The organism is Clostridium oryzae (assembly GCF_002029235.1).
Taxonomy (GTDB): Bacteria; Bacillota; Clostridia; order Clostridiales; family Clostridiaceae; genus Clostridium_AE; species Clostridium_AE oryzae.
This window is the reverse complement of sequence record NZ_MZGV01000001.1, coordinates 93911-118405: the sequence shown is the minus strand read 5'-3', so window position 1 is coordinate 118405 and position 24495 is coordinate 93911. Positions and strand designations below refer to the sequence as shown.

Annotated in this window: 18 protein-coding genes and 1 pseudogene; 3 read left to right on the top strand and 16 right to left on the bottom strand. The window is 33.2% G+C overall.

Features of this window, described 5'->3' with window-relative positions:
- Positions 1 to 63 precede the first annotated feature (63 nt).
- From CLORY_RS00450 to CLORY_RS00440, 3 genes are all read right to left on the bottom strand, one after another.
- The gene (locus CLORY_RS00450; RefSeq protein ID WP_079421613.1) at positions 64 to 405 is read right to left on the bottom strand and encodes a single-stranded DNA-binding protein; all 342 of its coding nucleotides are present in this window, start codon (positions 403 to 405) and stop codon (positions 64 to 66) included.
- Between the two features lie 87 nt (positions 406 to 492).
- A complete protein-coding gene (gene rfbD / locus CLORY_RS00445; RefSeq protein ID WP_079421612.1) occupies positions 493 to 1323 on the bottom strand; it encodes a dTDP-4-dehydrorhamnose reductase in 831 nt (276 codons plus the stop codon).
- Between the two features lie 30 nt (positions 1324 to 1353).
- Positions 1354 to 2181, bottom strand: a complete 828-nt coding sequence (locus tag CLORY_RS00440) for a YihY/virulence factor BrkB family protein (protein WP_079421611.1) — start codon at positions 2179 to 2181, stop codon at positions 1354 to 1356.
- Between the two features lie 262 nt (positions 2182 to 2443).
- On the opposite strand from CLORY_RS00440, the gene CLORY_RS00435 reads away from it, so the two are divergent.
- Positions 2444 to 3055: a sugar transferase gene (locus CLORY_RS00435; protein WP_079421610.1), complete on the top strand. Its 612-nt coding sequence runs from the start codon at positions 2444 to 2446 to the stop codon at positions 3053 to 3055.
- 230 nt (positions 3056 to 3285) lie between these two features.
- Here CLORY_RS00435 and CLORY_RS00430 read toward each other — a convergent pair whose 3' ends face one another.
- From CLORY_RS00430 to CLORY_RS00410, 5 genes and pseudogenes are all read right to left on the bottom strand, one after another.
- On the bottom strand, positions 3286 to 3966 hold the full coding sequence (locus CLORY_RS00430; protein WP_079421609.1) for an N-acetylmuramoyl-L-alanine amidase: 681 nt from the start codon (positions 3964 to 3966) through the stop codon (positions 3286 to 3288).
- 96 nt (positions 3967 to 4062) lie between these two features.
- Positions 4063 to 5118, bottom strand: a complete 1056-nt coding sequence (rfbB, locus tag CLORY_RS00425) for a dTDP-glucose 4,6-dehydratase (protein WP_079421608.1) — start codon at positions 5116 to 5118, stop codon at positions 4063 to 4065.
- 266 nt (positions 5119 to 5384) lie between these two features.
- Positions 5385 to 7730, bottom strand: a pseudogene (gene secA, locus CLORY_RS00420) (preprotein translocase subunit SecA); the annotation flags it as partial.
- Between the two features lie 364 nt (positions 7731 to 8094).
- Positions 8095 to 8898 (bottom strand): SLAP domain-containing protein, encoded by an 804-nt coding sequence (locus CLORY_RS00415; protein WP_169911481.1) that lies wholly within the window; start codon positions 8896 to 8898, stop codon positions 8095 to 8097.
- Positions 8899 to 9003: 105 nt separating this feature from the next.
- Positions 9004 to 9498, bottom strand: a complete 495-nt coding sequence (locus CLORY_RS00410) for an MORN repeat-containing protein (RefSeq protein WP_079421605.1) — start codon at positions 9496 to 9498, stop codon at positions 9004 to 9006.
- 153 nt (positions 9499 to 9651) lie between these two features.
- Between CLORY_RS00410 and CLORY_RS00405 the strand changes: the two genes are divergently transcribed.
- Positions 9652 to 10815: a MalY/PatB family protein gene (locus tag CLORY_RS00405; RefSeq protein ID WP_079421604.1), complete on the top strand. Its 1164-nt coding sequence runs from the start codon at positions 9652 to 9654 to the stop codon at positions 10813 to 10815.
- A gap of 234 nt (positions 10816 to 11049) precedes the next feature.
- Here CLORY_RS00405 and CLORY_RS00400 read toward each other — a convergent pair whose 3' ends face one another.
- From CLORY_RS00400 to CLORY_RS00370, 7 genes are all read right to left on the bottom strand, one after another.
- On the bottom strand, positions 11050 to 12375 hold the full coding sequence (locus CLORY_RS00400; protein WP_079421603.1) for a pre-peptidase C-terminal domain-containing protein: 1326 nt from the start codon (positions 12373 to 12375) through the stop codon (positions 11050 to 11052).
- Positions 12376 to 12818: 443 nt separating this feature from the next.
- Positions 12819 to 15824, bottom strand: coding sequence for an Ig-like domain-containing protein (locus tag CLORY_RS00395; protein WP_169911480.1), 3006 nt, complete (start codon positions 15822 to 15824; stop codon positions 12819 to 12821).
- 267 nt (positions 15825 to 16091) lie between these two features.
- A complete protein-coding gene (locus CLORY_RS00390) occupies positions 16092 to 18578 on the bottom strand; it encodes an MBL fold metallo-hydrolase (RefSeq protein WP_079421601.1) in 2487 nt (828 codons plus the stop codon).
- A 122-nt stretch (positions 18579 to 18700) separates the two neighbouring features.
- Entirely contained in the window at positions 18701 to 19675 is a 975-nt protein-coding gene (gene dprA / locus CLORY_RS00385) for a DNA-processing protein DprA (RefSeq protein WP_079421600.1), read from the bottom strand.
- Positions 19654 to 21195 carry a YifB family Mg chelatase-like AAA ATPase gene (locus CLORY_RS00380; RefSeq protein WP_079421599.1) on the bottom strand — a complete coding sequence of 514 codons (1542 nt, stop codon included), beginning with the start codon at positions 21193 to 21195 and terminating at the stop codon, positions 19654 to 19656. Before CLORY_RS00380 ends, dprA begins: the two co-directional genes overlap by 22 nt.
- Positions 21196 to 21765: a transposase gene (locus tag CLORY_RS00375; protein ID WP_079421598.1), complete on the bottom strand. Its 570-nt coding sequence runs from the start codon at positions 21763 to 21765 to the stop codon at positions 21196 to 21198.
- A 158-nt stretch (positions 21766 to 21923) separates the two neighbouring features.
- A complete protein-coding gene (locus tag CLORY_RS00370) occupies positions 21924 to 22793 on the bottom strand; it encodes an Rpn family recombination-promoting nuclease/putative transposase (RefSeq protein ID WP_079421597.1) in 870 nt (289 codons plus the stop codon).
- A gap of 291 nt (positions 22794 to 23084) precedes the next feature.
- Here CLORY_RS00370 and CLORY_RS00365 point away from each other — a divergent pair, with 291 nt between their 5' ends.
- Positions 23085 to 23615 (top strand): dihydrofolate reductase family protein, encoded by a 531-nt coding sequence (locus CLORY_RS00365; protein WP_079421596.1) that lies wholly within the window; start codon positions 23085 to 23087, stop codon positions 23613 to 23615.
- 221 nt (positions 23616 to 23836) lie between these two features.
- Here the strand turns inward: CLORY_RS00365 and CLORY_RS00360 are convergent, their stop codons facing one another.
- On the bottom strand, positions 23837 to 24487 hold the full coding sequence (locus CLORY_RS00360; RefSeq protein WP_079421595.1) for a DUF5105 domain-containing protein: 651 nt from the start codon (positions 24485 to 24487) through the stop codon (positions 23837 to 23839).
- Positions 24488 to 24495 lie beyond the last annotated feature (8 nt).

Genomic DNA, 24495 nt, shown 5'->3' with positions numbered 1-24495 from the left:
ATAATTGATAATATTAATGCCAGACACCTGACTAACATTAATGCAGGCATCTGGCACTATATACTAAACTGCCGTATTTTCAGTTTTGATATTATCTATAAACTGGAAAGACTCTCCAATAACTTCTGATACATACCTTCTTATTCCCTGACTATCTTCATAGCTTCTGCAATTCAGTCTTCCACATATGCTTATCAGGCTTCCTTTTTGCAAAAATTCCATTGCAACTTCTGCTCTTTTTCCCCATAGAACTATGGGAATAAAGTCTGCTTCTCTTTCACCTTCTGCATTCTTAAAACCCCTATCTACAGCAAGTGTAAATTTGGCCATCAGCTTATTCTTATCCTCAATCATTCTTTGCTCCGGATCTTTTGTAAGCCTTCCCACTAAAATAATTCTGTTCATACAAAAACCTCCAAATAATTTAATAAGTTTATAACTTATATTAGTGATTATAGCCATTTTCGGTTTTTGTAATCATAATCAATAAAATTATTTTAGATATTCGTATATGTCTCGCTGCCAAGTTGGCATTATATCACCAGTTGTAAGCTCCAGCATGTAATTTCTTAATACTGAATATTGGGGTCTTTTTGCTGGTCTAACAAATTCCTCAGAAGTGCATGGATTTACTGTTTTATTAATTTCCTTTAATCTAAATATTTCTTTAGCAAAATCGTTCCAGCTGCATTTTCCCTTGCTAGCAGCATGAAAAAGCCCATAATTTTTCTCATTAATAAGTTTTATGATAAGCTTTGCTACACTAGCTGTACTTGTTGGGCATCCAAATTGATCTGTCACCACTTTTATTTCATTATCTCCCGCAGCTAAGTTAAGCATTGTCTTTACAAAATTCTTTCCATCTCCATAAAGCCACGCTGTTCTAAGTATATAATGTTTAGGGTTAAATTCAGCTGCCATTTTTTCACCAGCAAGCTTAGATTTTCCGTATACCGTTTGAGGATTTGTATCATCAAACTCTGTAAGTGGCCTGTCCTTTTCTCCATCAAATACATAATCTGTAGAAAGGTGCACAAGCTCTGCACCTACAGCATAAGAGGCCTGTGATAAATTTTTTGCTCCTATGGCATTTATCCTATAAGCATTATCCACATCCTCTTCGCATTTATCAACTGCAGTATGTGCAGCACAGTTAATAACAAGCTCCGGTCTAAAATCCTTAACTATTTTGTAGGTCGCATCAATATCTCTAATATCTAAATCCTTTGAGCCTGTTAAAAGCATATCATATGATAAGTTTGAACAAACTTTAGTCATTTCTCTTCCTAATTGGCCGTTAGCTCCGGTAATAAGTACTTTCAATTAAAAATCTCCCTTCAGTAGCTCTATATATTATATTGTGTTTCTTTTTTTTGCCTCCAAAAGCACTGCATTTATTTCTCCTCCTAAAAGAAGTATTATTGAGGAAATATAAAACCACAGCATAAGAATAAAAATAGAGGCAATACTTCCGTACACTCTAGAATAATTAGCATAATTATCTACATAATAAGAAAATGCAAATGAACTCAAAATCCACCCTATTGTAGAAAAAAGAGTGCCTGATACTATATCCCTAAATCTTTGCCGCCTGCATGGCAAGTAATAGTATATAGATATAAAAATAATAAACATAAACACAGTTACTATTAAATATCTCAAAATATTCCATAATAATATCGATATACCAGTTATATGTAATTTATAAATGACATACTGTCCAATGACATTGCCCCATACCACCATAATCATTGAGATAAATACTATACCTATTATACCTATGGTAAATAGCAAAGAGATTAGGTTAAATTTTATAAACCCTCTTTTTTCTTTTTCATCATAAGCTCTATTAAGTGCCCACATTATAGATTTTATTCCTCCTGATGCAGACCATAATGTTGCTATCAAACTAAAAGACAGAAGATTTGACCTTTTAGTATCCACCACTTCCTTAAGTATTTCACTTATAAGCTGATATACATCTTTGGGGACAATATCAGATATATATATCATGATGTTGCCACTTTTTATATGAGTAAATCCTAGTATAGTAAGTAAAAAAATAAGTAGTGGTATAAACGATAAAAGGAGACTATATGCTATTCTTGAAGATATCACCGCTAGTTCATCTTCCTTGTATCTTTTTATAAGTAATGATATAAAATGCAGCTTTTTATTCATAATAACCCTCGACAAAATCGCTTAATATTAACTAAGTAAATGAAATCATTAAATATTATATGAAAAAAAATCTACACGTATTCTTAAGTGTACAAAATCTCACTATAAGATTCTATTATTATAACATATGTAAGGTAAATAATAAACGTAATGTATCAATAGACCATCTATGTACTCTTTACCAATAAGTGCCATAAATTAACAGCATAAAATACTTCTATTTAGAAAAACTACTACAGAACTTAAATATCTAGGTGATAAAATGAGAAAAAAAACTGAACTATTACTAAAAAGATGGTTTGACATAGTAGTTTCACTGTTACTATTAATACTGCTGTTTCCCCTCTTTATGATGATAGCATTATTAATAAAATTAGATTCGCCAGGAAACTACTTATTTATACAAACTAGAGTTGGAAAGATGGGCAAAGAATTTAAAATATATAAGTTTAGAACTATGCTGCAAGATACGAGTGTTAATTATCAATATGAAATCAATACAGAATGTATAGATGATTTTATTTTCCAGCACAAAGATGACAATCGGATAACGAGAATAGGGAGATTTCTTAGAAAAACAAGCTTAGACGAATTACCGCAGCTCGTTAATGTACTTATTGGAAATATGAGTTTAGTTGGGCCTCGTCCAGAAATTCCAGAAATTGTTGCTAAATACCCTAAACGTTATAAAAAAAGGCTTATCATGACTCCTGGAATTACAGGACTTGCGCAAATTAATGGAAGAAGCGCTCTCACTTTAAGTGAGACTATTGATTATGATTTAGAATATATCGACAATTTTTCATTATATGAGGATTTCAAAATTCTGTGTAGCACGTTAGTATGCGTACTGATGCGAGACAATGCTTATTAGATATATTTTCTAGCTACAAATTTTTTTATGTTAATGAAAAGGTGCTGTTATTATTGCTTTTTCTGCATGGAGCTCTGTTACAGAAAATTGTTGTTTCACAAAAGTGTTGTTATTGGAGGGCTTGTACATAAAAACAACATTCTTCTGTAACAACAGTTTTCTGTAACATTGAGCAAGGCTCTATTCTCGCCACATCACAAGAATAGAGCCTTCACTCTTTTAAACTTTATTTATGCTTGGATTAATCCATTCACGATAGCTTGTGCCATCCTATCGGCATTGTACCTTGCCATATCACTCTCTGAATCTACAAAAGCACATTCAATAAGTATAGCCTTTGCTTTGGTATGTTTCAATACATAGTGTTGCTTGTCACACCTAACTCCTCTGTTTCTATATCCTAAAGCTGCTAACTGATTAACCACATTTTTCGCCAACCTCTTGCCTGCTGAAGAGTAATAGAAAACCTCAGAGCCTTGTCCCCCTCCACAATTAAAATGAATAGAAACAAAATAATCTACCTTATTTTTGTTTGCTATATCCACTCTCTGCTTAAATGAATCTATCTGACTTTTAGAGGTCGATGGTAACGTTGATACAACAGCATAACCTAACGCCCTTAGTTTCCTTATCACTCTTTTTCCGACTTCTCTAGTTAGTTCATCCTCTGATCTAATTCCCCTTGCACCTGTATCATGAGGAGTATTATGTCCAATGTCTATAGCAAACTTTATTTTATATCTCGGTGATCTGCCAATTCTATTAGTAGTTCCGTTTGCTGAATCCACAAGCATAACTTTTATTGTTGGTAAATAAGTACCACACTTAATACCCTTAGCCTCTACACTTTTAAATCCAAGTGTTGTAAACAACGTAAACAACACTAATAAAACTCTTCCTAAATTTCTCAATACTTCTCCCCCTAAAGTTTATGTTAAATAAATTCTGTAACAGAATCGACATCAATTTAGGGTATTTAAGGTATTTATGTTACTTAATTCTAAAACTTAAATGCCTTTGTAATACTCATTATAATAATTCTGATATGCGCCACTAGTTACATTTTCCATCCATTTTTTATTTTTTACATACCACTCAATAGTTAATACGATTCCATCCTCAAAACATGTCTCCGGTTCCCAGCCTAACTCTGCTTTTATTTTAGCTGGGTCGATGGCATATCTTCTGTCATGACCTTTTCTGTCTTCAACAAACTCCATAAGAGATCTATCAACAGATGAATCAACATTTTTGTTTATATAATCTATTACTGTTTCAATGATCTGAATGTTGGTTCTTTCATTGTGTCCGCCAACATTATAGACTTCACCCAATACACCTTTATTAATTACTATATCTATTGCCTTGCAATGGTCTTCAACATAGAGCCAGTCTCTTACATTTAGTCCATCGCCGTATATTGGAAGTTTTTTATGATTTAGGCAATTATTTATCATAAGCGGAATAAGCTTTTCCGGAAATTGATATGGGCCATAATTATTGGAACATCTTGTTATATTTATGGGCATCTTATAAGTATCATAATATGACTTTACCACTAGGTCTGCAGAAGCCTTACTTGCAGAATAAGGACTATGAGGATTAAGTGGCGTAGTTTCAGTAAAAAAGCCTGTACTTCCAAGTGCTCCATACACTTCGTCTGTAGCTACCTGTAAAAACTTCTTTCCTGACTTGAAGCTATCACCATCAGCCCAAGCATTTTTAGCTGCATTAAGCAGTGTTACTGTTCCGAGAATATTTGTTTTTACAAACACCTCTGGTTCTCTTATGCTTCTGTCAACGTGTGATTCTGCTGCAAAATTAACTACATAATCTATATCGTGATCTGCAAATATTTTTTCTACTAGTGTGCTGTCACATATATCACCATGAACAAAAGTGTAATTTTTATCATCTTTCACCGAATCAAGATTTTCTAGATTTCCTGCATAAGTCAGCTTATCAAGATTGATGATGCTAATGTCGTCATACTTTTCAAGCATATATTTCACAAAATTTGAGCCTATAAAACCAGCTCCTCCGGTAACCAGATATGTCTTCATTAGAATACCTCCTATTAGTTTTATTGATTGTCTGCTTCTTGTTCAGTTTCTGCTTCTTTTTCCTTCTCAGTTTCTTCCTGCTCAATAGCTTCCATTTCATTAAGCAAACGCTGAAACTCTTGTTGTTCTTCAGTTTCTTCAGCAGCCGCTGATTCATCTATCATTTCTTCTTCATCAATATCTTCAAAATCTTCTATTTCATCATCAAGCTCATCATCTTCTAGCTCTTCAGGCTGCCCATTTCCATTTAACCTTGCTAATAAATTAAGGAATAAGTTTCTGACAGTATTGAATTTGATGCTGTACACCATGCTGTCAAACATCTCTGAAGCCTCCATTTGGAAACACTGAACTGGATCTACCTGTTTGTAAGATCTAAGTCCAATACCCTGCTTCAAAAATTCCATATCATCTATATGATCTACCCATTTTTCGTCAACTACCTTCAGCAAAATAACCCTTCCTAAGGATTTAATTTCCTCTTCGCCTAGCTTCTGCTTGGCTTTTTCGTATATATCCATCGCTTTTTCATAAATTAAGTTTTCAATCTCTGCATTGGACATTTTCTTCATTTCATCTGCGGAAATCGAACCTTTATCAATACATATATCCTCTGTTGCTGATATGATTTTATCAAGCTGCTGCTTGAATTCATCTGCTTCTTCTTCCTCTTCTTGTGTTCCTACGTAATCCGTTACTGTTTTATTAATAACGGTCTTCGCCATGTCAAGAATATCTTCTTCTACATCTTCACCATCAAGCACCTTGTTTCTTTCATCGTATATTATCTGTCGTTGTACATTTACAACGTCATCATATGAAACAAGATTCTTTCTAGTGTAAAAATTATCCCCTTCTACAGATTTCTGAGCTGTTTCTACTGCTCTGGTGACCCATTTACTCTGTAGCGGCATACTATCATTTTCTGCTATTTTATCGTAAAGCTCCTTAAATCTTTCAGGTACAAACCTCTCCATAAGTTCATCTTCAAGCGATATAATAAACCTCGAGCATCCAGGATCGCCCTGACGTCCTGAACGTCCTCTGAGCTGGTTATCTATTCTTCTTGATTCATGCTTATCTGTACCGATAACCTTAAGTCCGCCTACTTCTGCTACACCTTCACCAAGCTTTATGTCTGTTCCTCTACCTGCCATATTAGTAGCTATAGTAACAGCACCAAGTTGCCCTGCTTTCTCTACAATCTTTGCTTCTTTAGCATGATTCTTAGCATTAAGTACATTATGTTTAATTCCTTTTCTTTTAAGAAGGAAGGATATATCTTCAGATTTAGCTACAGAAGATGTTCCAACTAGTACAGGCTGACCTTTTTTATAACTCTCTTCAATTTCATTTATAATTGCATTATACTTTGCTCTTGTTGTCCTATATACAACATCATCATAGTCAATTCTCTGAATTGGCTTATTAGTAGGAATAACTACAACATCCAGGTTATATATCTCTCTAAATTCCATTTCTTCTGTTGCGGCAGTACCTGTCATTCCAGATAGTTTTTCATAAATTTTAAAGTAATTCTGAAGGGTTATAGTAGCTAAAGTTTTAGATTCATTATTTATTTTCATGCCTTCCTTTGCTTCAATAGCTTCATGAAGACCCTCACTGAATCTTCTTCCTTCCATAACTCTTCCTGTGAATTCATCAACAATGATAACTTCATCATCTTTAACTATATAATCTCTGTCCCTTAACATTGTATAATTAGCTTTCAATGCCTGAATTATATGATGCTGTATAAGCCTATTCTCTATATCAGCATAATTCTTAAGACCAAAAGTATTTTCTACTATCTCTATTCCAGCATCATCAAGTGTAACTGCCTTCCTCTTCTCATCTACACTGAAATGTTCTCCTTTTTTGAATGTCTTAACAAGCTTATCACAGGTATAATATATATCTGAAGGCTCATCACCTTCACCTGCTATAATTAGCGGGGTTCTCGCCTCATCAATCAATATAGAATCTATTTCATCTACAATAGCATAATATAAGCCTCGCTGAACTCTCTCTTCCTTGTTAACCGCCATGTTATCTCTAAGATAATCAAAGCCCAGCTCATTGTTTGTACCATATGTTATATCTGCATTATAGGCTGCTCTTCTCTGTTCTGGTTCCATATCGTGAAGGATAACCCCTACGGTAAGACCAAGAAATTCAAAAATCTGTCCCATTTCATTTCTATCTCTTTCTGCAAGGTAATCATTAGTTGTAATAATATGTACACCTTTTCCTTCAAGAGCATTTAAATAAGCAGGAAGCGTAGCCACAAGAGTTTTACCTTCTCCTGTCTTCATTTCTGCAATTCTTCCTTGATGAAGTATTATTCCGCCCATAAGCTGTACTTCATAATGCTTCATTTTCAGCACTCTATAGGCAGCCTCTCTTACCACTGCAAAAGCTTCTGGAAGTATTCTGTCAATACCTTCACCGTCTTCAATCCTCTTCCTAAATTCATCAGTTTTAGCTTTTAGTTCATCATCCGTAAGTCCCTCCATAGCATTCCCAAAGCTGTCTATTTTATTTATTATTGGTTTTAACCTTTTTATTTCTCTTTCACTATAGCTTCCAAATATACTAAATGCGCCACTCATAACTACACCTCGTCTCAATTATTCATTTACCATTTTACCGTTTAATAAGAAAAAAGTACAGTTTTTTAATAAAACTGTAACAATTACGACTGTAAAACAAAGACACCTCATAAATAAAGTAATTAGCATAGTAATTCAATTAGGCAGCTTAATACTTTAGTCTGCCTTAAAAAGTTTAGACAATAGCAAAAGCCGACTTCTGCAGTCGGCTTTTACTATTATCTAAATAGAAGCAAGAGTGTTTGCTCTTATTTCGCAAATGTATAAAATATCTTCCTTTTTTTATTATACTACAAACGCACAAAAAACTGAAGAGTTTTTTATGCAATATTACTAATTTTTTTTATTTCAGCATTCTTAAAGGTTATTTAAACTCTACTCTAAACTCACTTAAATCTCCTTCGTTGTTCAATAAAAACACTTCATCAAAGGTAATTGTTATAAGTTTTGAGGTTGAAGCAGAAATAACGATTCCTTCCTCTGAATAATATTCGCCAGTATATATAACCGTATTATTTTTATCATATATGGTTATAGGAAATTTTTCAATCTTTATTTCCTTGTCATATCCATTTCGTATAAGCATTACTACATCAAGATTCTTATCTTCATCAAAACTTACAGTGTATACATGCAAATCTATAGAATCTTTTCTAACTCTCGGAAGTGATTTTGAATATTCCTCAAGCTGCTTCTTATACTTATATTGAAGCTGCTCAGGTATATTTGATATATCTAAATCTAACGTTTTAAGTGCCTTTAGAGCATTGGCCTGTGAAAACACAACCTTCAAATCGCTAAAATCATCTGTCTTTAAACTTTTTTTATCAAACTCAACTGTATAAGGAACTGCTGAATAAGCCGGAACATTTCCAATGGCAGATAAATTAAAAACCTGACTTCCAACTACTTGTCCATCTTTTATAAGCTCTAATGGTATTATTTCAAAATTAATATTATTTTTCATTGTACTTCTTATGTAAAACGAAACTTCAAGTCCCTCATCTGTTTCATTTGCATATGCAAGCTGTATGTTAACGCTGTTCTCTTCTAAAGGGAATTTTTCATTTATTTCTTTAACTTCCTCTTCCATAAGTCCCATTCTAAATGACGACGTATCTGCCTTTACCTGTTCAGGCAAGAAGAGCTTTATTTCTCTTTCAGCCATGTCCATCCTCCATTTTAAAAAAGGCTTAGGTTATAACCTAGCCTTATTTTTATATATTTATTTTACCATTAATAATCAAAGTTTACAAATAAATTATTGCTTTTTCTAATTTCCACTAGTAGTCGCTGTACTATAGGAGCTGGAGCTATCAGAACTATCGCTATCTCCATAAGTTTCAGTGTTTAGTTGTCCATCTTTAAAGGATCCCTTCATTGTCCTTCCATCTTTAAATTTCAAAACGCCTTCTCCATTAAATTTACCTTCACTAAAATTTCCGGTGTATGTATAGCCTTTTTCTTTGGAGGTAAGTACACCTTTGCCACTCATCTTGCCATCAACGAAATTTCCTTCGTACACTCCGCCTTTAGCATCTTTAGCAACACCTTTGCCTTGAATTACCCCGTTTACAAATGTGCCTTTTAAAGAATCGCCTGAAGCATAAGTCATTTTTCCCTTGCCATTAGGTTGTCCATTTTTAACTTGTCCAACATATTTGGCACCATTGTCATAGTTTATAGTCTGTATGTTATCCTTTTTTTGGCACCCGAATAAACTCAAAATCAGTACAAAGCACATGGAAACTAAAAATAATTTTTTCATTTATGCACCTCTCCCATTTTATTTACTTAAAAATTTTACACTAAATTAACATTCATTGCAACGTTTCCATTGTTTTGTAACAAAAAATATACAATTATATTTATGTAAAATAAGATATAATTGTATTCATAAGCTTATGGAGGGGGTAATTTTATGCACTACAATTTTGATGAAATATATGAACGTAGGAAAACAAACTCTGTAAAGTGGAGCTCCGAAGATTCTGATGTTCTGCCTTTATGGGTAGCCGATATGGATTTTAAAGTTCCACCAGCAGTTACTGATGCTTTAGTTAAAAAAGCAGAAGAAGGAATTTTCGGATATAATATTCTTCCACAAGAGTACTATGATGCTATATGTAATTGGTGGAAAAGAAGACATAATTGGTCAATTAAAAAGGATTGGATAGTTTTCAGTCCCGGAATAGTTACAGCACTTAATATAATCTTAGAAGGTATCACTAAGCCTGGTGATAAAGTGCTACTTCAAACTCCTGTTTATCATCCTTTTTATAAAGTTATAAAGAATAATAAATGTGATTTAATTGAAAATCCACTTAAGGTTATTAACGGAAAATATTGCATGGATTTTGAAGATTTAGAACAAAAAATAGCAGCTAATAATGTTAAGGTTATGATTCTATGCAGTCCTCATAACCCTGTAGGAAGAGTCTGGACAGAAGATGAATTAAGAAAAATCGGCGATATATGTTTGAAGCATAATGTTATTGTTATTTCCGATGAGATTCATTGCGATCTTGTTTATTCTCCAAATGTACATATCCCCTTCGCTTCAATCTCAGAGGAATTTTTAAATAATTCAATAACCTGTACTGCACCAAGCAAGACTTTTAATCTTGCAGGACTTCAGATCTCTAACATAATAGTTCCTAATGAAAAACTAAGAACTAAGGTAGAAGCAGCATTTGCAAGAAATACTATTGGTGAACCTACTTCCTTTGCTATCACTGCTGCCATAGCAGCCTACAACCAAGGAGAGCAGTGGCTTGATGAACTTATAAAATATCTCTATGGAAATTATGAATTTTTAAAGGAATTTCTAGAAGAAAAACTCCCTGAGTTAAAAGTTGCTCATCTAGAGGGTACATATCTGACCTGGGTTGATTGCAGCGCTCTTCCTTATAAAGGCGACCAATTAAAGGATTTCTTTCTAGAAAAAGCCAAGCTGTGGTTTAATGAAGGAATAATGTTTGGTGCTGCTGGTAAAGAATTTATCAGAATAAATATAGCCTGCCCAAGAAGCACTTTAGCTGAGGCATTAAGTCGTATGGAAAAAGCGATAAAAGCTTTTGTTTAACAAAAGTGTTGGCAGGTGCTGCTAGTTATGAAGTTTATGAAGCCTAGATGTCTGTTACAAAAGGATGTTGTTGTATAGGCAGTTCAAATTTGTATATCAGCTGCAGCAGGCTTCAGCTATGTTTTAAAAGAATGTTGGTAGACTAGGTGCTTGTCCACATATAAAACTACCAACATTCTTCTAAAACAAATGTTAAGGGGCCAGATGCACACCGCATCTGGCCCTTCCTAATATCTAGTTAACCCTAACAGTATATTTTAAATCTGTACAGCTTGTATCATCATCATCGTAGTAATCACCATCTGCCTGAGTAACTGTTATATAATATTTACCTTTGTTCAACTTGATCTTATAATTTTTTGTACCGCTGTTACCTGCTACATTATACTCTTTAACCGTATTACCATTATGATTTTTAACCTGAACTTCCCATAAATTATCAGATTCGCCTCTTACCTTCTCATGTCCAAATTTAATATTCACTTTCTTAGAGTTAGAAAGATTAAAGGTGAAATAATCTACATCACTGGATTCATCATCTTCGTCATCTTCATCATTATCATAATCTGCATAACCTCTATAATTTATAGCTGCACTGTACGTTTTTTGCAAATCAATAGGATTAGCAGAAGCATCGCTATCATTAAATTCCTGTTCATAATTAGCATCAGCCGTGAAACCAACTTTCAATGCATAATCTGCACTTCCAGCAAAACCATCGCTGTAACTATCGTCATCGTCATAATCATCGTCGTCGTAACTTCCATCATCACAGCTTGATACATAGATATAATATTCTCCCTGAGGCAGACCCACAACTACTGAATCCTCCTTGTTATCTCCTGCAGAATAAAGAGTTTGATAAATATTACTGTCCTTATCCATTATATCTATACGCCATAAATATGAATTATTGTTAGTAACTTTATCATGATTAAAATACAGCTGAACCTTCCCTGGTGCAGTTGTAGTAAATTTATAATAGTCACCATCATCCTCGTCACTTATTTGTCCATGATATTCATTGTTAATATTAATCTGATTTGCAGTATCTATATCGTCATTATATTCTTTTTCATATAGATCACTGACATTCAAATTAAGTGAGAAACTGTATTTAAGGTTAGTGTATTCATCATCATACTCAGAATTTACATGAACATAATATGTTCCAGCTTTTAACCCGACACTGCCAGTAACAGCTGTGTCACTTTCTGAAGAATCAATAGTCTTGTACACATTTTCTTGAGCATCCATAATTTCTAATTCAAATAGTCCATCCTCAGAATCATACCCCTTTAGAGCATCATGTTTAAAATTAACTGTTAAATTTCCATTGCTAGGAACAGTAAATCGGAAATATTCATCCTTTTCTTCTTCATCCTCCGTAGCTGCAGTTCCTGTAACTTCACTGCCAATAGTTACGTTTGTAGCATTTTGAATACTGTCATTTGTATTGGCTGCTGACGCATTTGCTGCATACACTGTCTGAGGAACTAAAGTTGTAAATAAAAACATAGAGAATACTGCAACAGAACTTACTTTTTTTAATAGATTCATTTAAATTCCTCCTTAATTATTTTATTTTATAACCTCCAAACTGACGCTGTGTAATATAATATATGAGCAGTTTTACTATCCAATAATTTCATATTTGACCTTTATTTGATATTAACATCAATATTTAAATATTTCAATAGTCTATTTAGGCATAATTAAAGCAAAAACTCATTTATTAGCAAAAAATAAAAAAGCATATGTCGAAGGGTTTAGCCTTGCATATGCTTTTTCACACTCTTACTTCTATTTGATTGTTACATCTTGAATTAATTATATCATCTGATTTTTTTTGCATCAATGTTGTTTTATTGGAACATGTGGTGCCTATTTCTTTACTATGAATGTGTTACCTAAGTATGAATAACTTACCATAAGAGTATATTTTAATTTAACTTTATATTAGTAGTTCATTTGCAAACTTATCTAAGTCCATAACTCCACTGCTATCTAGCTGTAACCAGTACCGTGTCAGATTGTCCGCTTGAATATATGATTGTTACATTAAACTGATCATCTGCATCTATTTCGCTTGCAGAAGCTGTTGAAAGTCCATTGTTAACTATCTTAATTGTGCCCTTCGTTGGAACTATTACAACCGATGGAGCTGCAACATTTGTTCCGTCAGGATAAGGAGTTATTCCGTTGCTTGATGCTAATTCAGATACACCATATTGGTCTGTCACTACAATATTACTTCTTCCTGAAGCTCCCGTAGCTATATTCCAAATACCAAAAGTTGATCCTGGTGTAACAGTAAGACTATTGATGGGTGATGCATTAACAGCATGGTCATTAACTACACTTACTCTAGTAACTTGAGGTGCAGCATTAGAAAACACTACATTCTGTGTAAGCTGCTGACCCGTTGAATTTATTGTTACCGTAACAGGTGCATTAGTAGTTGTTTTTCCTGTATCATAGGTCATTCTGTGATCTGCATCCAATCTGCTGTCTTTCGAAACATCCGCAGCAATTATCGGGTTTGCAGAAGTAACAGTATAGTCTAAACCGGCTGCTAACTGAACTTTTGTACCATCATTAAGAATACCATATACATTTATCGGCTTATCATAGGCATCACTATCTCTATGTCCTGCTGCTGTTTCATCATATACTGTACCGATTGGATCAACAGAGTAGGATCTGTATTCATGACCGTCAGTTACTCTAAAGGAAACATATGCCGTACTGCTGGAAATTTCTCTGCCGTTTCTGTCCATCAAGGATAGATAAAAACCTTCAGTTCCATTACTGCCTGCTGCCCTTAACTGAATATTGCTATTCTTAGTTATCTGATTCGAATCTAAGTTTACATATCTATTATTTATATCTGTTTCTACAATCTTAATTGAGCTGATATCTCCCGAATTCAATGAATTTCTTACTTGATTAGTCGTCATAACTCTTCCATATTGATCACATATTATCAAATCATCTATAGATATGCCTTTAGTTCTATTAGCTAAAATTGTTGTGCTTACAGTTGACTTTAGTCCTTTAACCATTGAAGGTTTAGCTGCAGCCTCAATCTTAATTGGCAGTGTGCTGACTTTCGATGTGGAGGACTGAGCTACTACAACCGAATATCCTTCTTTTACCGGAGTTGAATTGCTGTTTCTAATGTATATATATAGTTTGTTATCCTTTAATATAAACGGAGAATTTATTCTTGTTCCGCCAAATGTGATATTGACTCCTTTTGAAATTGAATTTAAAACATTAACATCAGTGACTGAATAGCCTGATCTGTCAATAACAGATACTGGTATATACAAATCTTCCCCTGCGATTGCCTGTGACGGCTGAGATAATATAATTGTATCTGCCTTGGTGCCTTCCGCAACTCTTACCGTATAAGATGCTTTATAGCCGCTTGTTGGACAAATAAAAGTTATTGTACTTTCTCCTGCTGTTAACGTTCCAGGCTTTAGTTGTACAGCAAGTTTATTGTTACCATTTACATTAATTGTAGTTAATAAAGGCTGTATTGACGAAGAATCTGTCTGTGCCTGCACTACTGATGTATTAGTTTGAGTCATTACAAGTGATTTACCTGCTGAAGCAGATGTTATTGGGTTTCCGTATTGGTCTTTAAGATCAAGTAAAAGGTAAAACTTGTCTGCAGACAAATTAGTGCTTTCACTAAGCTGTTTACCATCTTTATTATATAGCCCGTCTACTGATACAACGGATGGAGCTGCTGGCGCGGTTAATGTTACCATCTTACTTGCAGCCACTCCGCTTTCAGCATTTATCAATGTAATAACTACTTTATTTCCTATAGCAGGATTTGTTCCTAAAGCGTTTCTATAGATTGTAACGACACCATTTGAAGCAGCTACGCTGGAATTTCCTGTTCTTAGGTATGTTGTTGATGTAATATCCTCACCATATTGGTTAGTTACTTTATACCCGACAGTTGCATATTTAATATTTGACGCATTATCTACAGGCGCTGAATCAGACAATATATTTATTGCCGATACTCTTTCATCTTCGCCAGTGAAGTTCCTAGTTACAGACGGTGAATTCAATCCCCATATGGTAACGGCATAATCTGCTTTTGATATTTTAGATGGAAGCTCTATTACAGCAGAAGTTCTATCTGCAGAATAGGTTGTTCTTAATATATTTATTGAGATTCCATTCCGTCTAATATCGATCCTCGCTGCTCCAGTATCTATCTGCTTATTGAATTTAACCTGAATCTTCCTTGCTCCAACAGCATTTACAGATGTAATGTTAAATGCACCGTCTTTCACTACTACATCAATACTTGCAGTTAATGTTGTTGGTTTATAGTATTTATCGTTAGGTAAGCTTAGAGTACCTGTAAGTGTATATTTATTTGCCAGGTTTCCATTATAGTTAGCTGTATTCCATTTAACCATAGCAGCAGCTGTATCACCATTGCTTAATGTGACTACAACTGTAGTTGGAAGAGCCAGTTTTGCTGCTGGAGTTCCATAATCAACAGTTTTAGCATTTTGAGCAGCTACGGATAAAACTGTTGCCCTTGCAGCATCTAGAGATTTCTGAAAGCCCACTCCTCTTGAATTAACTTTACTAGAGGATGAACTTATTAATGTATTAATTAATTTTTTTGAATAAGTGTAATCCGATCTATCTTGACTGTTTCCGAATTTTGTTATTGATGAAGAAACTTTATTGTAAACTGCATTTTGGACTTTCTGTAAGTTTCTAACCAGTTTTTTAACCTTTTGTGTCCTATCTAGTGATGTTCTAGCTTTAAGAATTTTTATTGCCCTACTAGCCTTATCAATATTTTTCTGAGTTCTTGATTTCTGTGCTTTTGCTACAGCTTTTTGTGCAGCATTATAGTAACTGGATGCCGATTTAGCATTTACAGGAACCGCAGTAGATGCAACCCCCAATGCAAGTGCTGCCGAAATTGCTCTGCCTATCATATTATTAGCATTTTTTTTCATAGAAGTACCTCCCATTTAATATAACAATTATAATTCCATTATGGTATCAATATCTTTTAACCCTCTAATATATATATTAATCCGCCACTTATTCATACGTACTATACATTATTTGTATTTCATTACTTTATGTGGTTTCAGCATATTTTTATATATAAGAACAAAAAACCGCGATCATCTGAACGCAGCCTTTTGTTCCTGTCCTTATATTTCTTTTTATCAATAATTTCCATCATAAGTTGTATCTTAGCATCTAGGATAATTATCTCACGAAGCATCTATTTTCAGCTCACACCCAGTGTTATGCTCAAAAGCCCTTTTGATCCTTTTAAATTTATCCTCTTCATAAAGCATTGGCTTAATTGTAACCTCCTGAGTAGCTGGATGAAAAGACGGATTTTTTTTAAGTTCTACTTCTTCTTCTCTGCAAAAAGCTTCCGCTAATGAAAGCACCTTATTCTGATTTACTACATTAGAAATCGCTATACTCCACCCTGTTTCATCAGCTAAAAGAGAAATTTTCTCACTATATCTTCTGCCAACCATTGGAGAAATAAAGTAAAGCTCCATATATGCTTTTGCTTTAATACTTTTCTTGTACGGCATAAATTCTTCATATTTAAAAGCTTCATCAATAATACTGATAGCCTGGTTTTGTTCCATAGCAAAAGAAGTATTCTTTGATGAGAAAACTAAGCTGTTTTCCTCAATATCTTTTTTAGCTTCACTTCCCTTAATTATAAATTCAAACCCCGTTAGCTCTTTAAATTCATTTTTTTCTTTACTATAATCCCTATTTAAATCTACACTTTCAACTACGACCTGGTTCTTATCCACGTAGTGAGAAATTCGTTTTATGTTACCTTCACCTATAAGCATTTTAAGCTTATCATTTAATGCATTCATATTTGTTTGAGTATTGATCTCAATATTCCAGTCTGTCTCATGTGAAAATTGACTAAACTGCTGATATATAGCTTCAGGAACTGCCTTAGGAAAATCAAAATTAAGTATAACTGTCTTAGACTCCAGTATATAACTTATTTTTTTATAGTTATAATCATTAAATTCCTTCTGTATTATTTCCATTATTTCATTTTGTTTAAATTCTTTAGGTTTAAGAGCAGCTTCAACCTCTTCAGCATTTTTTGCCTTGAACATAAAAAAACGTCTATTATCATTTTCAAAATATACGCTATTTAACAGCAATAGCTGTAATTTTTCAATCTTAATATCTTCGGCTTGATAATCTCCATACCATATAAATAAAAGCTCCTCAACAGTAAAAATCCTATCTGGATAGTATTTTCTAACATATTCCCACAATACTGAAATATTTTCAGTATTCAAATCTTCCTTTAGCATCAATTTGAAAGGAAGATTTTTACTTAATTGCTTTCTAGGATTTTTTATCGTAATTTCAATAGTTTCTCCGCATTTTGGAATGTACACCCTTCCTATGCTGTTTTGCTGAACCTCTCGTCCAAGACTTTCAATAACTGTGCCTTCGCCATGCACAAGAAATATATTCTTGGGAGTAAGCCTATCTATTAGCGCTTTTATTTCATTTTTATCTCCATGAGCTGACAGTCCGATTTTATCTATATAACATTTCAAAGGTATTATTTTATTATTGATTTCAAGAAGCTTCTCCTCACTGTCTACAAGGCTTAACAGTTTGCTTCCCGGAGACTCCTCATCCTGATAGCCTGATATAACAATATATCCGTTTTCAAGTGAAGCTATTTTTTCTGCGTAATACTGGCTGGGTCCGCCTGTAAGCATACCAGAACTAGAAACTACTATACAGCTCTCCTTGCTTCCAATTATTTTCTCCCTGTCCTCATTATTGCTTACAGCTATTATATTTTCATTATAAAAAGGTTCAATGCCTCTTAATATTTTTTTCCCAAGACTGCTTTTTAAATAAAGCGGGTTCTGCTTGTATACTCTATTAATATTTTTAATCATACCATCTACATATACATTTACCTTTTTTAATTTATTATTGTTCATAGCTTTCTTCAAAATCAGCAGAATTTCCTGTGCTCTTCCAAGTGCAAAAGCTGGTATCAGCATCTTTCCATTATTCTCAATGCAGGTTCTGGCCAATTCCAGAAGCCTATCTTCCTCTATCTGCCTATTGCTGTGAAGCTTATCTCCATAAGTAGACTCAAAAATAGCTGCATCTGGTCTTAGCTTTGGAATTTTGGCTCCCCCTACCGTATTTTGAAGGAATAATGAAAAATCTCCTGAATAGAAAAAAGATCCTTCTTTGCCTATGAGATAAATACAGCTTCCGCCGGCTATGTGACCAGAATTGTACAAAGTAAGTTTTATACCTTCAAGTATCTCTAAATCAACTTCATAATTTATTGTATGAACTCTATCCAGCATATAAACAATATCGTTCTCACTATAAATTGGTATTTCAGCTTCTTTGCTGCTCATTATCTTTATACTGTCATAAAGCAACACCCTTAATAGATCCTTTGTCATAATATTCATATATATTTTGGCATAAGGGTACTCTTTGCTTATTATAGGCAGTGATCCAGTATGATCCATATGAGCATGACTTATTATTATAGCATCTACTCCGCCATACTCTTGTATAAGTCTGAAATCAGGAAGAATATCTTTGCTTTGGCTTTGTCTTATTCCACAATCTAGTAATATATTTTTATTATCTATATTAAGCAGTATACAGCTTGCTCCTACTTCATAAGCTCCACCGCAGAACGTTACTTTCATATTTCAATTTCTCCAATCTATAAATGTATTGTAACTAAAACTACTCATTAAGCATTATAGCATACATTGTCTCTTTTAATAATATTAACACAAAAAGAACCGCCATCTCTAACGATTCTCTTCTATATTACTCTGCTTGTCTCTGGTAAATTTTGCACCTCCGAGGTGTTTACAACAATTCCTCCACAAATTTTAACCTCTCCATCAAGTTCCATAATAGATAACTTCTCCAATAAATCAATATCATCTCCATCTAATATCAATTTATTACTTCCTATGCTCTGTTTATCATAAATATTGTTAGGTACAGCATAAATTTGTCTTCCATATTTTTTCGCATAACTTGCTGTTATTAATGCTCCGCTATTTTCTCCAGCTTCAATTACTAAAAGTTTTTTACTAAACGCCGCAATAAGCCTATTTCTCTTGGGAAAATTAGTAGCTTGAGGTTTTACCCCAGGAGCATACTCTGAAATTAAAACTCCTGTCTCCTTTATTTTTTCCATAAGTTTAAGATGCTCAATAGGATAACAAATATCTATTCCTGAGCCTAAAAATGCAGCAGTATAGCCGTTAGCATTAATGCATGCTGAGTGTGCGTAGCCATCTGTTCCTTTAGCCATTCCACTGATAACTGCAACTCCACTTTCGGCTAAAAATTCCGCTGCCTCTTTTGTAACCCTCTTTCCATAATCTGAACACCTTCTTGACCCAACTATTCCTATTCCAAATATATTTTTTCTTATATTGCCAGAATAATATAAAATCACAGGTGCATCTTTAAGTTGCTTAACTTCATATGGATAAAGTTTACTTTTTATAGTAAGTACATTAATATTTTTCTTTTGACAATCTGCTATTATTCTTTTAGCTTTTTCTAATGACGATCTTCTAGAATCTATTATTAAATTTGCAGTTTTTTCTCCTATATCTTCTATTTCTTTTAGCGCACTAGCAGGTGCGTATAATATATGTTTTGGTGTTTTTAATTTCTGCAAAAGCTTTCTAAAAGTTATGCTTCCTATACCCTTAATCTCATTTACTGCCACCCAATACAATAATTCATTGTCATCTTTTAAACCACTATCATATTGCATTGTTCCTTCTCCAACTCCCTGCACATAATTGACTTCGCTATATGCTTTTTTAATATTTTTTCAGACTGATCAATATCTGCAAAGGTTCTTGCTACCTTCAAAAATTTATGAAAGGTTCTTACGCTATATCTGTATTTTTCATACGCCTTCTGTAAAAGCTGAAGACTTTCCTGATCCAAAGCACAAAATTTCTTAATCATATCAGGGGTCATCTGTGAATTGCAATTTATACCGTGAAATTTTTCATATCTCTTTATCTGAATTTTTCTTGCTGTCTCAACTTTCTTTCTTATATATTCTGATGAAACACCATTTTTACTACTTGTCAGATTCATAAACTTTACACCTTGCACATTTTTCTGTATATCAATTCTATCCAATATAGGTCCTGATATCTTTTGCCTATACTTCAGTACCTCATAGTCTGTGCATTTACACTTTTTTTCTCCATAATATCCGCACGGACATGGATTCATAGCCGCTACTAACATAAATTTTGCGGGATAAGTGTTTGTGGATTTAACTCTAGATACTGTTACTATGTTATCTTCCATCGGCTGCCTTAAAGCATCCAAAGTTCTTTTATTAAACTCAGCAATTTCATCAAGAAATAATACTCCATTATGTGCAAGTGAAATCTCTCCAGGCATAGCGTTATTGCCGCCTCCTATAAGAGAGTTTGTTGAAGCATTATGATGCGGTGCTCTAAACGGCCTTTCTGTTATCAATTTTCCTCTATTTTTAAGCATTCCTGATACACTATATATTTTAGTTACTTCTAATGCCTCTTCTTCTGTCATTGCCGGAAGTATTGTCGGTATTCTCTTGGCAATCATAGATTTGCCACATCCAGGAGCCCCCGAAAGCAATATATTATGGCCGCCAGCTGCTGCTATCATCACTAATTCTATTGTATCATTCTGTCCCTGTACATCTGAAAAATCAACCAAATACTTTGTATTTACAATGTGTTCTTCCTTTAGATTATCTATACTTCCATAGCTGCTAGTTCCCTCTAAAAAGTCTATTATTTCATTTAATGTTCTAAACCCAAATATATTTATACCTGTAACAAGAGATGCCTCCTCCATATTTTCTTTTGGAACAATAACATTTTTTATTCCTAGCTTCTTAGCTTCAATAACCATTGGTAATATTCCACTGCATGGTCTTAAATCTGCATTCAGTGAAAGTTCACCAATAAACGCAAAATTGTCTAACTCAACTTCTATCACAATCTGTTTTGATTGAATAAGAAGACCAATTGCCATTCCTAAGTCAAAATGTGATCCACACTTTTTAATATCACAAGGAGATAAATTAATTACTATCTTCATTTTAGGAAATTCATATTTCGTATGTACCACAGCTGCCTCTAATCTTTCCTTAGATTCTTTAACAGCCGTGTCACCTAATCCAACAATCGATACAGAGGGCTGGCCATATATAGTGTCTGTTTCTATCTTTACTAAATATGCATTAATGCCGCTTATCCCAAAACTATTAATAACGGAAGCCATTTAAGCATCTCCTATCTCTCTTATTATTTTAGCTTCTACAAAACTTCTGTATAAATCTCTGTTTCTCTCTTTAGCGAAATATTTTAGTATCATATCTGAATGTATATTTTTTTCTGCTTTTATACCTATGTACATATTATAACTGCTCCATTTATATTCCTCTGGTTTAACTACCATCTTTGCCTTTACAGGATTCAAATGAATATATCTACTTGTATCAAGCATTTGAGCATCATTTTCTATTAATTCATGATGATATTTATCCTGAAAAAGATGTCCTATGTAGTTATATTTTTTATTAAAATACTTTGCATATTTTGAATTTAGTCTTCTAACAAATTTTCCTGGTGGACTGTTATTTGTGCTTATCAATATATGTACATGGTTATCCATAAGACAGTAACAAATTACTTTATATTCCTCATACATGTAATATTCCAACGATTCATATATCAAAGTTAAATAAACCTGGAAATCCTCTTCATCCTTGAATATATCATTTCTGTGATTTCCTCTAGATGTTATATGATAACATGCTCCAGAATACCAGTTTATTCTTGGCGTTGCCAAACTCTTTCACCTCTTCCTTATTTGTTTTAATTATTGCCAATTTTTTTTTATTAATACAACATCAGTTATTTTATTTATCAAAAAAGAACCGCCATCTCTGACGATTCTCTTCTGTGTTTCCTAGATTTTCTCTGATAAATCTTACATCTCCCAGATGTTTACAAAAGCTTTTTCTTGATTTCCAAAATCTGCTCTATTGTTAATCCTGTTCCCTTAGCTACAATTTCTTCATTTACTCCTAGTTTTAAAAGATTTTCAGCATTTTCTATTGCTCTTCTCATGCTTCCTTTTTCAAACCCTTCTTTTCTGGCTGTCTCCATTCTTGTCTTTTGATCATGGATTTCTGCCTCTCTCGCCTCATACGCCATTCTTGCGATTTCATCCTTGCTCATTACCTGAAGTTCACTATATGCTTTTCTTATATCATTATTTCTCTCGGCTAACATTTCCATCACCTCTTTATTCTTTGTGCTTATAAATTCCATCCACTGCACTATGGTTTCATTTTCATTTTTCTCTATATTTTCTTCTTCAAGTTTGGGCAGCTCAAGATAATGAATCTCAAGTACTTGTGATAATCTGTAACTCGTATTGTCTTCTGTTATATGGTAGGTTGTATGTATCATATTAAGAGGAGTACATTTAAAATCTAATATATTTATTGTTATACATTTTTTTAGCTTATCATATGAATCTCCAGATTTTATTTGAGAATTATACAGTTTTGACCAGTAAAATAGAGTTCTTTCTGCCATATATTCCGTTGGCAGTATCTGAATCTCAATATCAATTTCTTTTCCATCTTTCGTTTTTGCATGTACATCCAGTATACCTTTTTTATCTTCAAGGAACTGCCTTTGAAGCTCATTATTAATTATCTTCAAATCCCAAAATTCATCTTTATCTACCTTCAGTATAGCACATAACAATGCCTTTAATAAATCTATATTTTTGGGTTCTCCAAACAATAATTTAAACGCAAAATCATTCTTCGGTGACATTATAAAATCTTCATTTTCACTATACATGTATTTCTCCTTCCAAAATGCAAACTTATTTATATTTTGTGCTTTAGAAGATTTTTTTAATCATTTTACCCAAAAAGAACCGCCATTTCTGGCAATTCTCTTCTATATTACTCTGCTTGTCTCTGGAAATTTTTGCACTCCTTGAGTTTTTCGATTTGTATGTGTGATATTTTGTAAATTATGTTATAATAAGTGCTATTAAAAAATATAATCTAATTAACAATAGTAAGATATTGTTCGCTAATTATATTTTTTAATTAAATTGAATTTTATAAATATGGAGGTTTATAGATGTCGAACAATAGAAAATTAGTTTTATATATTGCAGCAAGTTTAGATAGTTACATAGCGACAGAAGATGATTCCTTGGAATGGTTGTTTAAAACTGAAGGTGAAGGAGATAATGGATATTCTGAATTCTACAACACAGTTGATACTATTCTAATTGGTAGAAGAACTTATGACTGGATTATTGAGAAAGAAAAAGGTAAATTTCCTTATAAGAATAAAAAGTGTTATGTATTTTCTAAATCAGAAAAAGGTAAAAATGAAAATGTCGAATTTATTAATCAAGATGTAGTAGAATTTACAAATAAAATCAAAAGACTGGATGGGGGAAACATATGGCTTGTTGGCGGTGGTGTTCTTCTAAATTCTTTTATTAAAGAAAGGTTAGTTGACGAACTTATTATTACTATAGCACCTATACTAATAGGTAATGGAATACCTTTATTTAAAAAAAATGATTTTGAGTTAGAACTAAAGTTAAAGGGGCTAAGGAGATTAAATCAATTTGCTGAACTCCATTACGAAGTGAAATAAAACAATGCCATATCTACTATGCCAAGTAATTTTCGCCCCCCCGAGATGTTTACCAAAAAGAAAAAGCATATACTGAAGTTCTACCTCCTTGCATATGCTTTTTCATTCTCTTACTTCTATTTAGCTATTATGCGTTTCATAAATTCATCACGATACCTGAATATATATGATAAAACCAGCTATCATATAATATTCATTTATCTAGTAGCGATTCTAACACTCTATTCCTGTCCTACAACCATCTTCATTATATCTGATCCGTACCCGCTTTCATTTGCTGGAAGCCAAACATTATCTTTCAAAACAAATTTGAAGGTTTTCTCTTTCATATCACTAGATGGCTTAGCCTTCTTTAATTCACTTACTAAATTTTTAACATAACTATTTACAAACTTTTTCATTATCTTGTTCTTATCTGCAGTTTTACCAGGTCTAAAATTCTTAGTTGTTTCTTGTACAACCTTTCCTAAAGTCTTTGGCACATTTACATACTGAGATTTTACTTTAACTTGCGCAGTTTTATCATTTTTGGATTTTACTTGTGTTGTAACTGACGCTTTGCTTAATGCACTCATCAATGAATTGTAAATACTTTCAGCCTGCCCATCTGTCATTGCTATTCCTGAACTCTTATTAGATGATTTCAAGCCGCTTATATATTCTTTCTTTATACTATCTCTTATGCCATCATAATCTTTCTTATTACCATATATTTTTGTCAAACCTTTGCTATCACTTTTAATTATGTAATTATAAAAAGCTTTTGCAGATTCATCTGGTCCAACTTTAGGTTTTGCCTTACATCCTATTGCTATAACTGGAATCATAAATGTGATTAGTAGTAATGCTAAAATGTTCTTAGTTTTTTTCATTTGAATCC

Bases quoted from the DNA above. Each gene is read 5' to 3' on its own strand.
- CLORY_RS00450 (WP_079421613.1), bottom strand. From the start codon at position 405: ATGAACAGAATTATTTTAGTGGGAAGGCTTACAAAAGATCCGGAGCAA.
- CLORY_RS00440 (WP_079421611.1), bottom strand. From the start codon at position 2,181: ATGAATAAAAAGCTGCATTTTATATCATTACTTATAAAAAGATACAAG.
- CLORY_RS00435 (WP_079421610.1), top strand. From the start codon at position 2,444: ATGAGAAAAAAAACTGAACTATTACTAAAAAGATGGTTTGACATAGTA.
- rfbB (WP_079421608.1), bottom strand. From the start codon at position 5,118: ATGAAGACATATCTGGTTACCGGAGGAGCTGGTTTTATAGGCTCAAAT.
- CLORY_RS00415 (WP_169911481.1), bottom strand. From the start codon at position 8,898: ATGGCTGAAAGAGAAATAAAGCTCTTCTTGCCTGAACAGGTAAAGGCA.
- CLORY_RS00410 (WP_079421605.1), bottom strand. From the start codon at position 9,498: ATGAAAAAATTATTTTTAGTTTCCATGTGCTTTGTACTGATTTTGAGT.
- CLORY_RS00405 (WP_079421604.1), top strand. From the start codon at position 9,652: ATGCACTACAATTTTGATGAAATATATGAACGTAGGAAAACAAACTCT.
- CLORY_RS00400 (WP_079421603.1), bottom strand. From the start codon at position 12,375: ATGAATCTATTAAAAAAAGTAAGTTCTGTTGCAGTATTCTCTATGTTT.
- CLORY_RS00395 (WP_169911480.1), bottom strand. From the start codon at position 15,824: ATGAAAAAAAATGCTAATAATATGATAGGCAGAGCAATTTCGGCAGCA.
- CLORY_RS00390 (WP_079421601.1), bottom strand. From the start codon at position 18,578: ATGAAAGTAACGTTCTGCGGTGGAGCTTATGAAGTAGGAGCAAGCTGT.
- dprA (WP_079421600.1), bottom strand. From the start codon at position 19,675: ATGCAATATGATAGTGGTTTAAAAGATGACAATGAATTATTGTATTGG.
- CLORY_RS00380 (WP_079421599.1), bottom strand. From the start codon at position 21,195: ATGGCTTCCGTTATTAATAGTTTTGGGATAAGCGGCATTAATGCATAT.
- CLORY_RS00370 (WP_079421597.1), bottom strand. From the start codon at position 22,793: ATGTATAGTGAAAATGAAGATTTTATAATGTCACCGAAGAATGATTTT.
- CLORY_RS00365 (WP_079421596.1), top strand. From the start codon at position 23,085: ATGTCGAACAATAGAAAATTAGTTTTATATATTGCAGCAAGTTTAGAT.
- CLORY_RS00360 (WP_079421595.1), bottom strand. From the start codon at position 24,487: ATGAAAAAAACTAAGAACATTTTAGCATTACTACTAATCACATTTATG.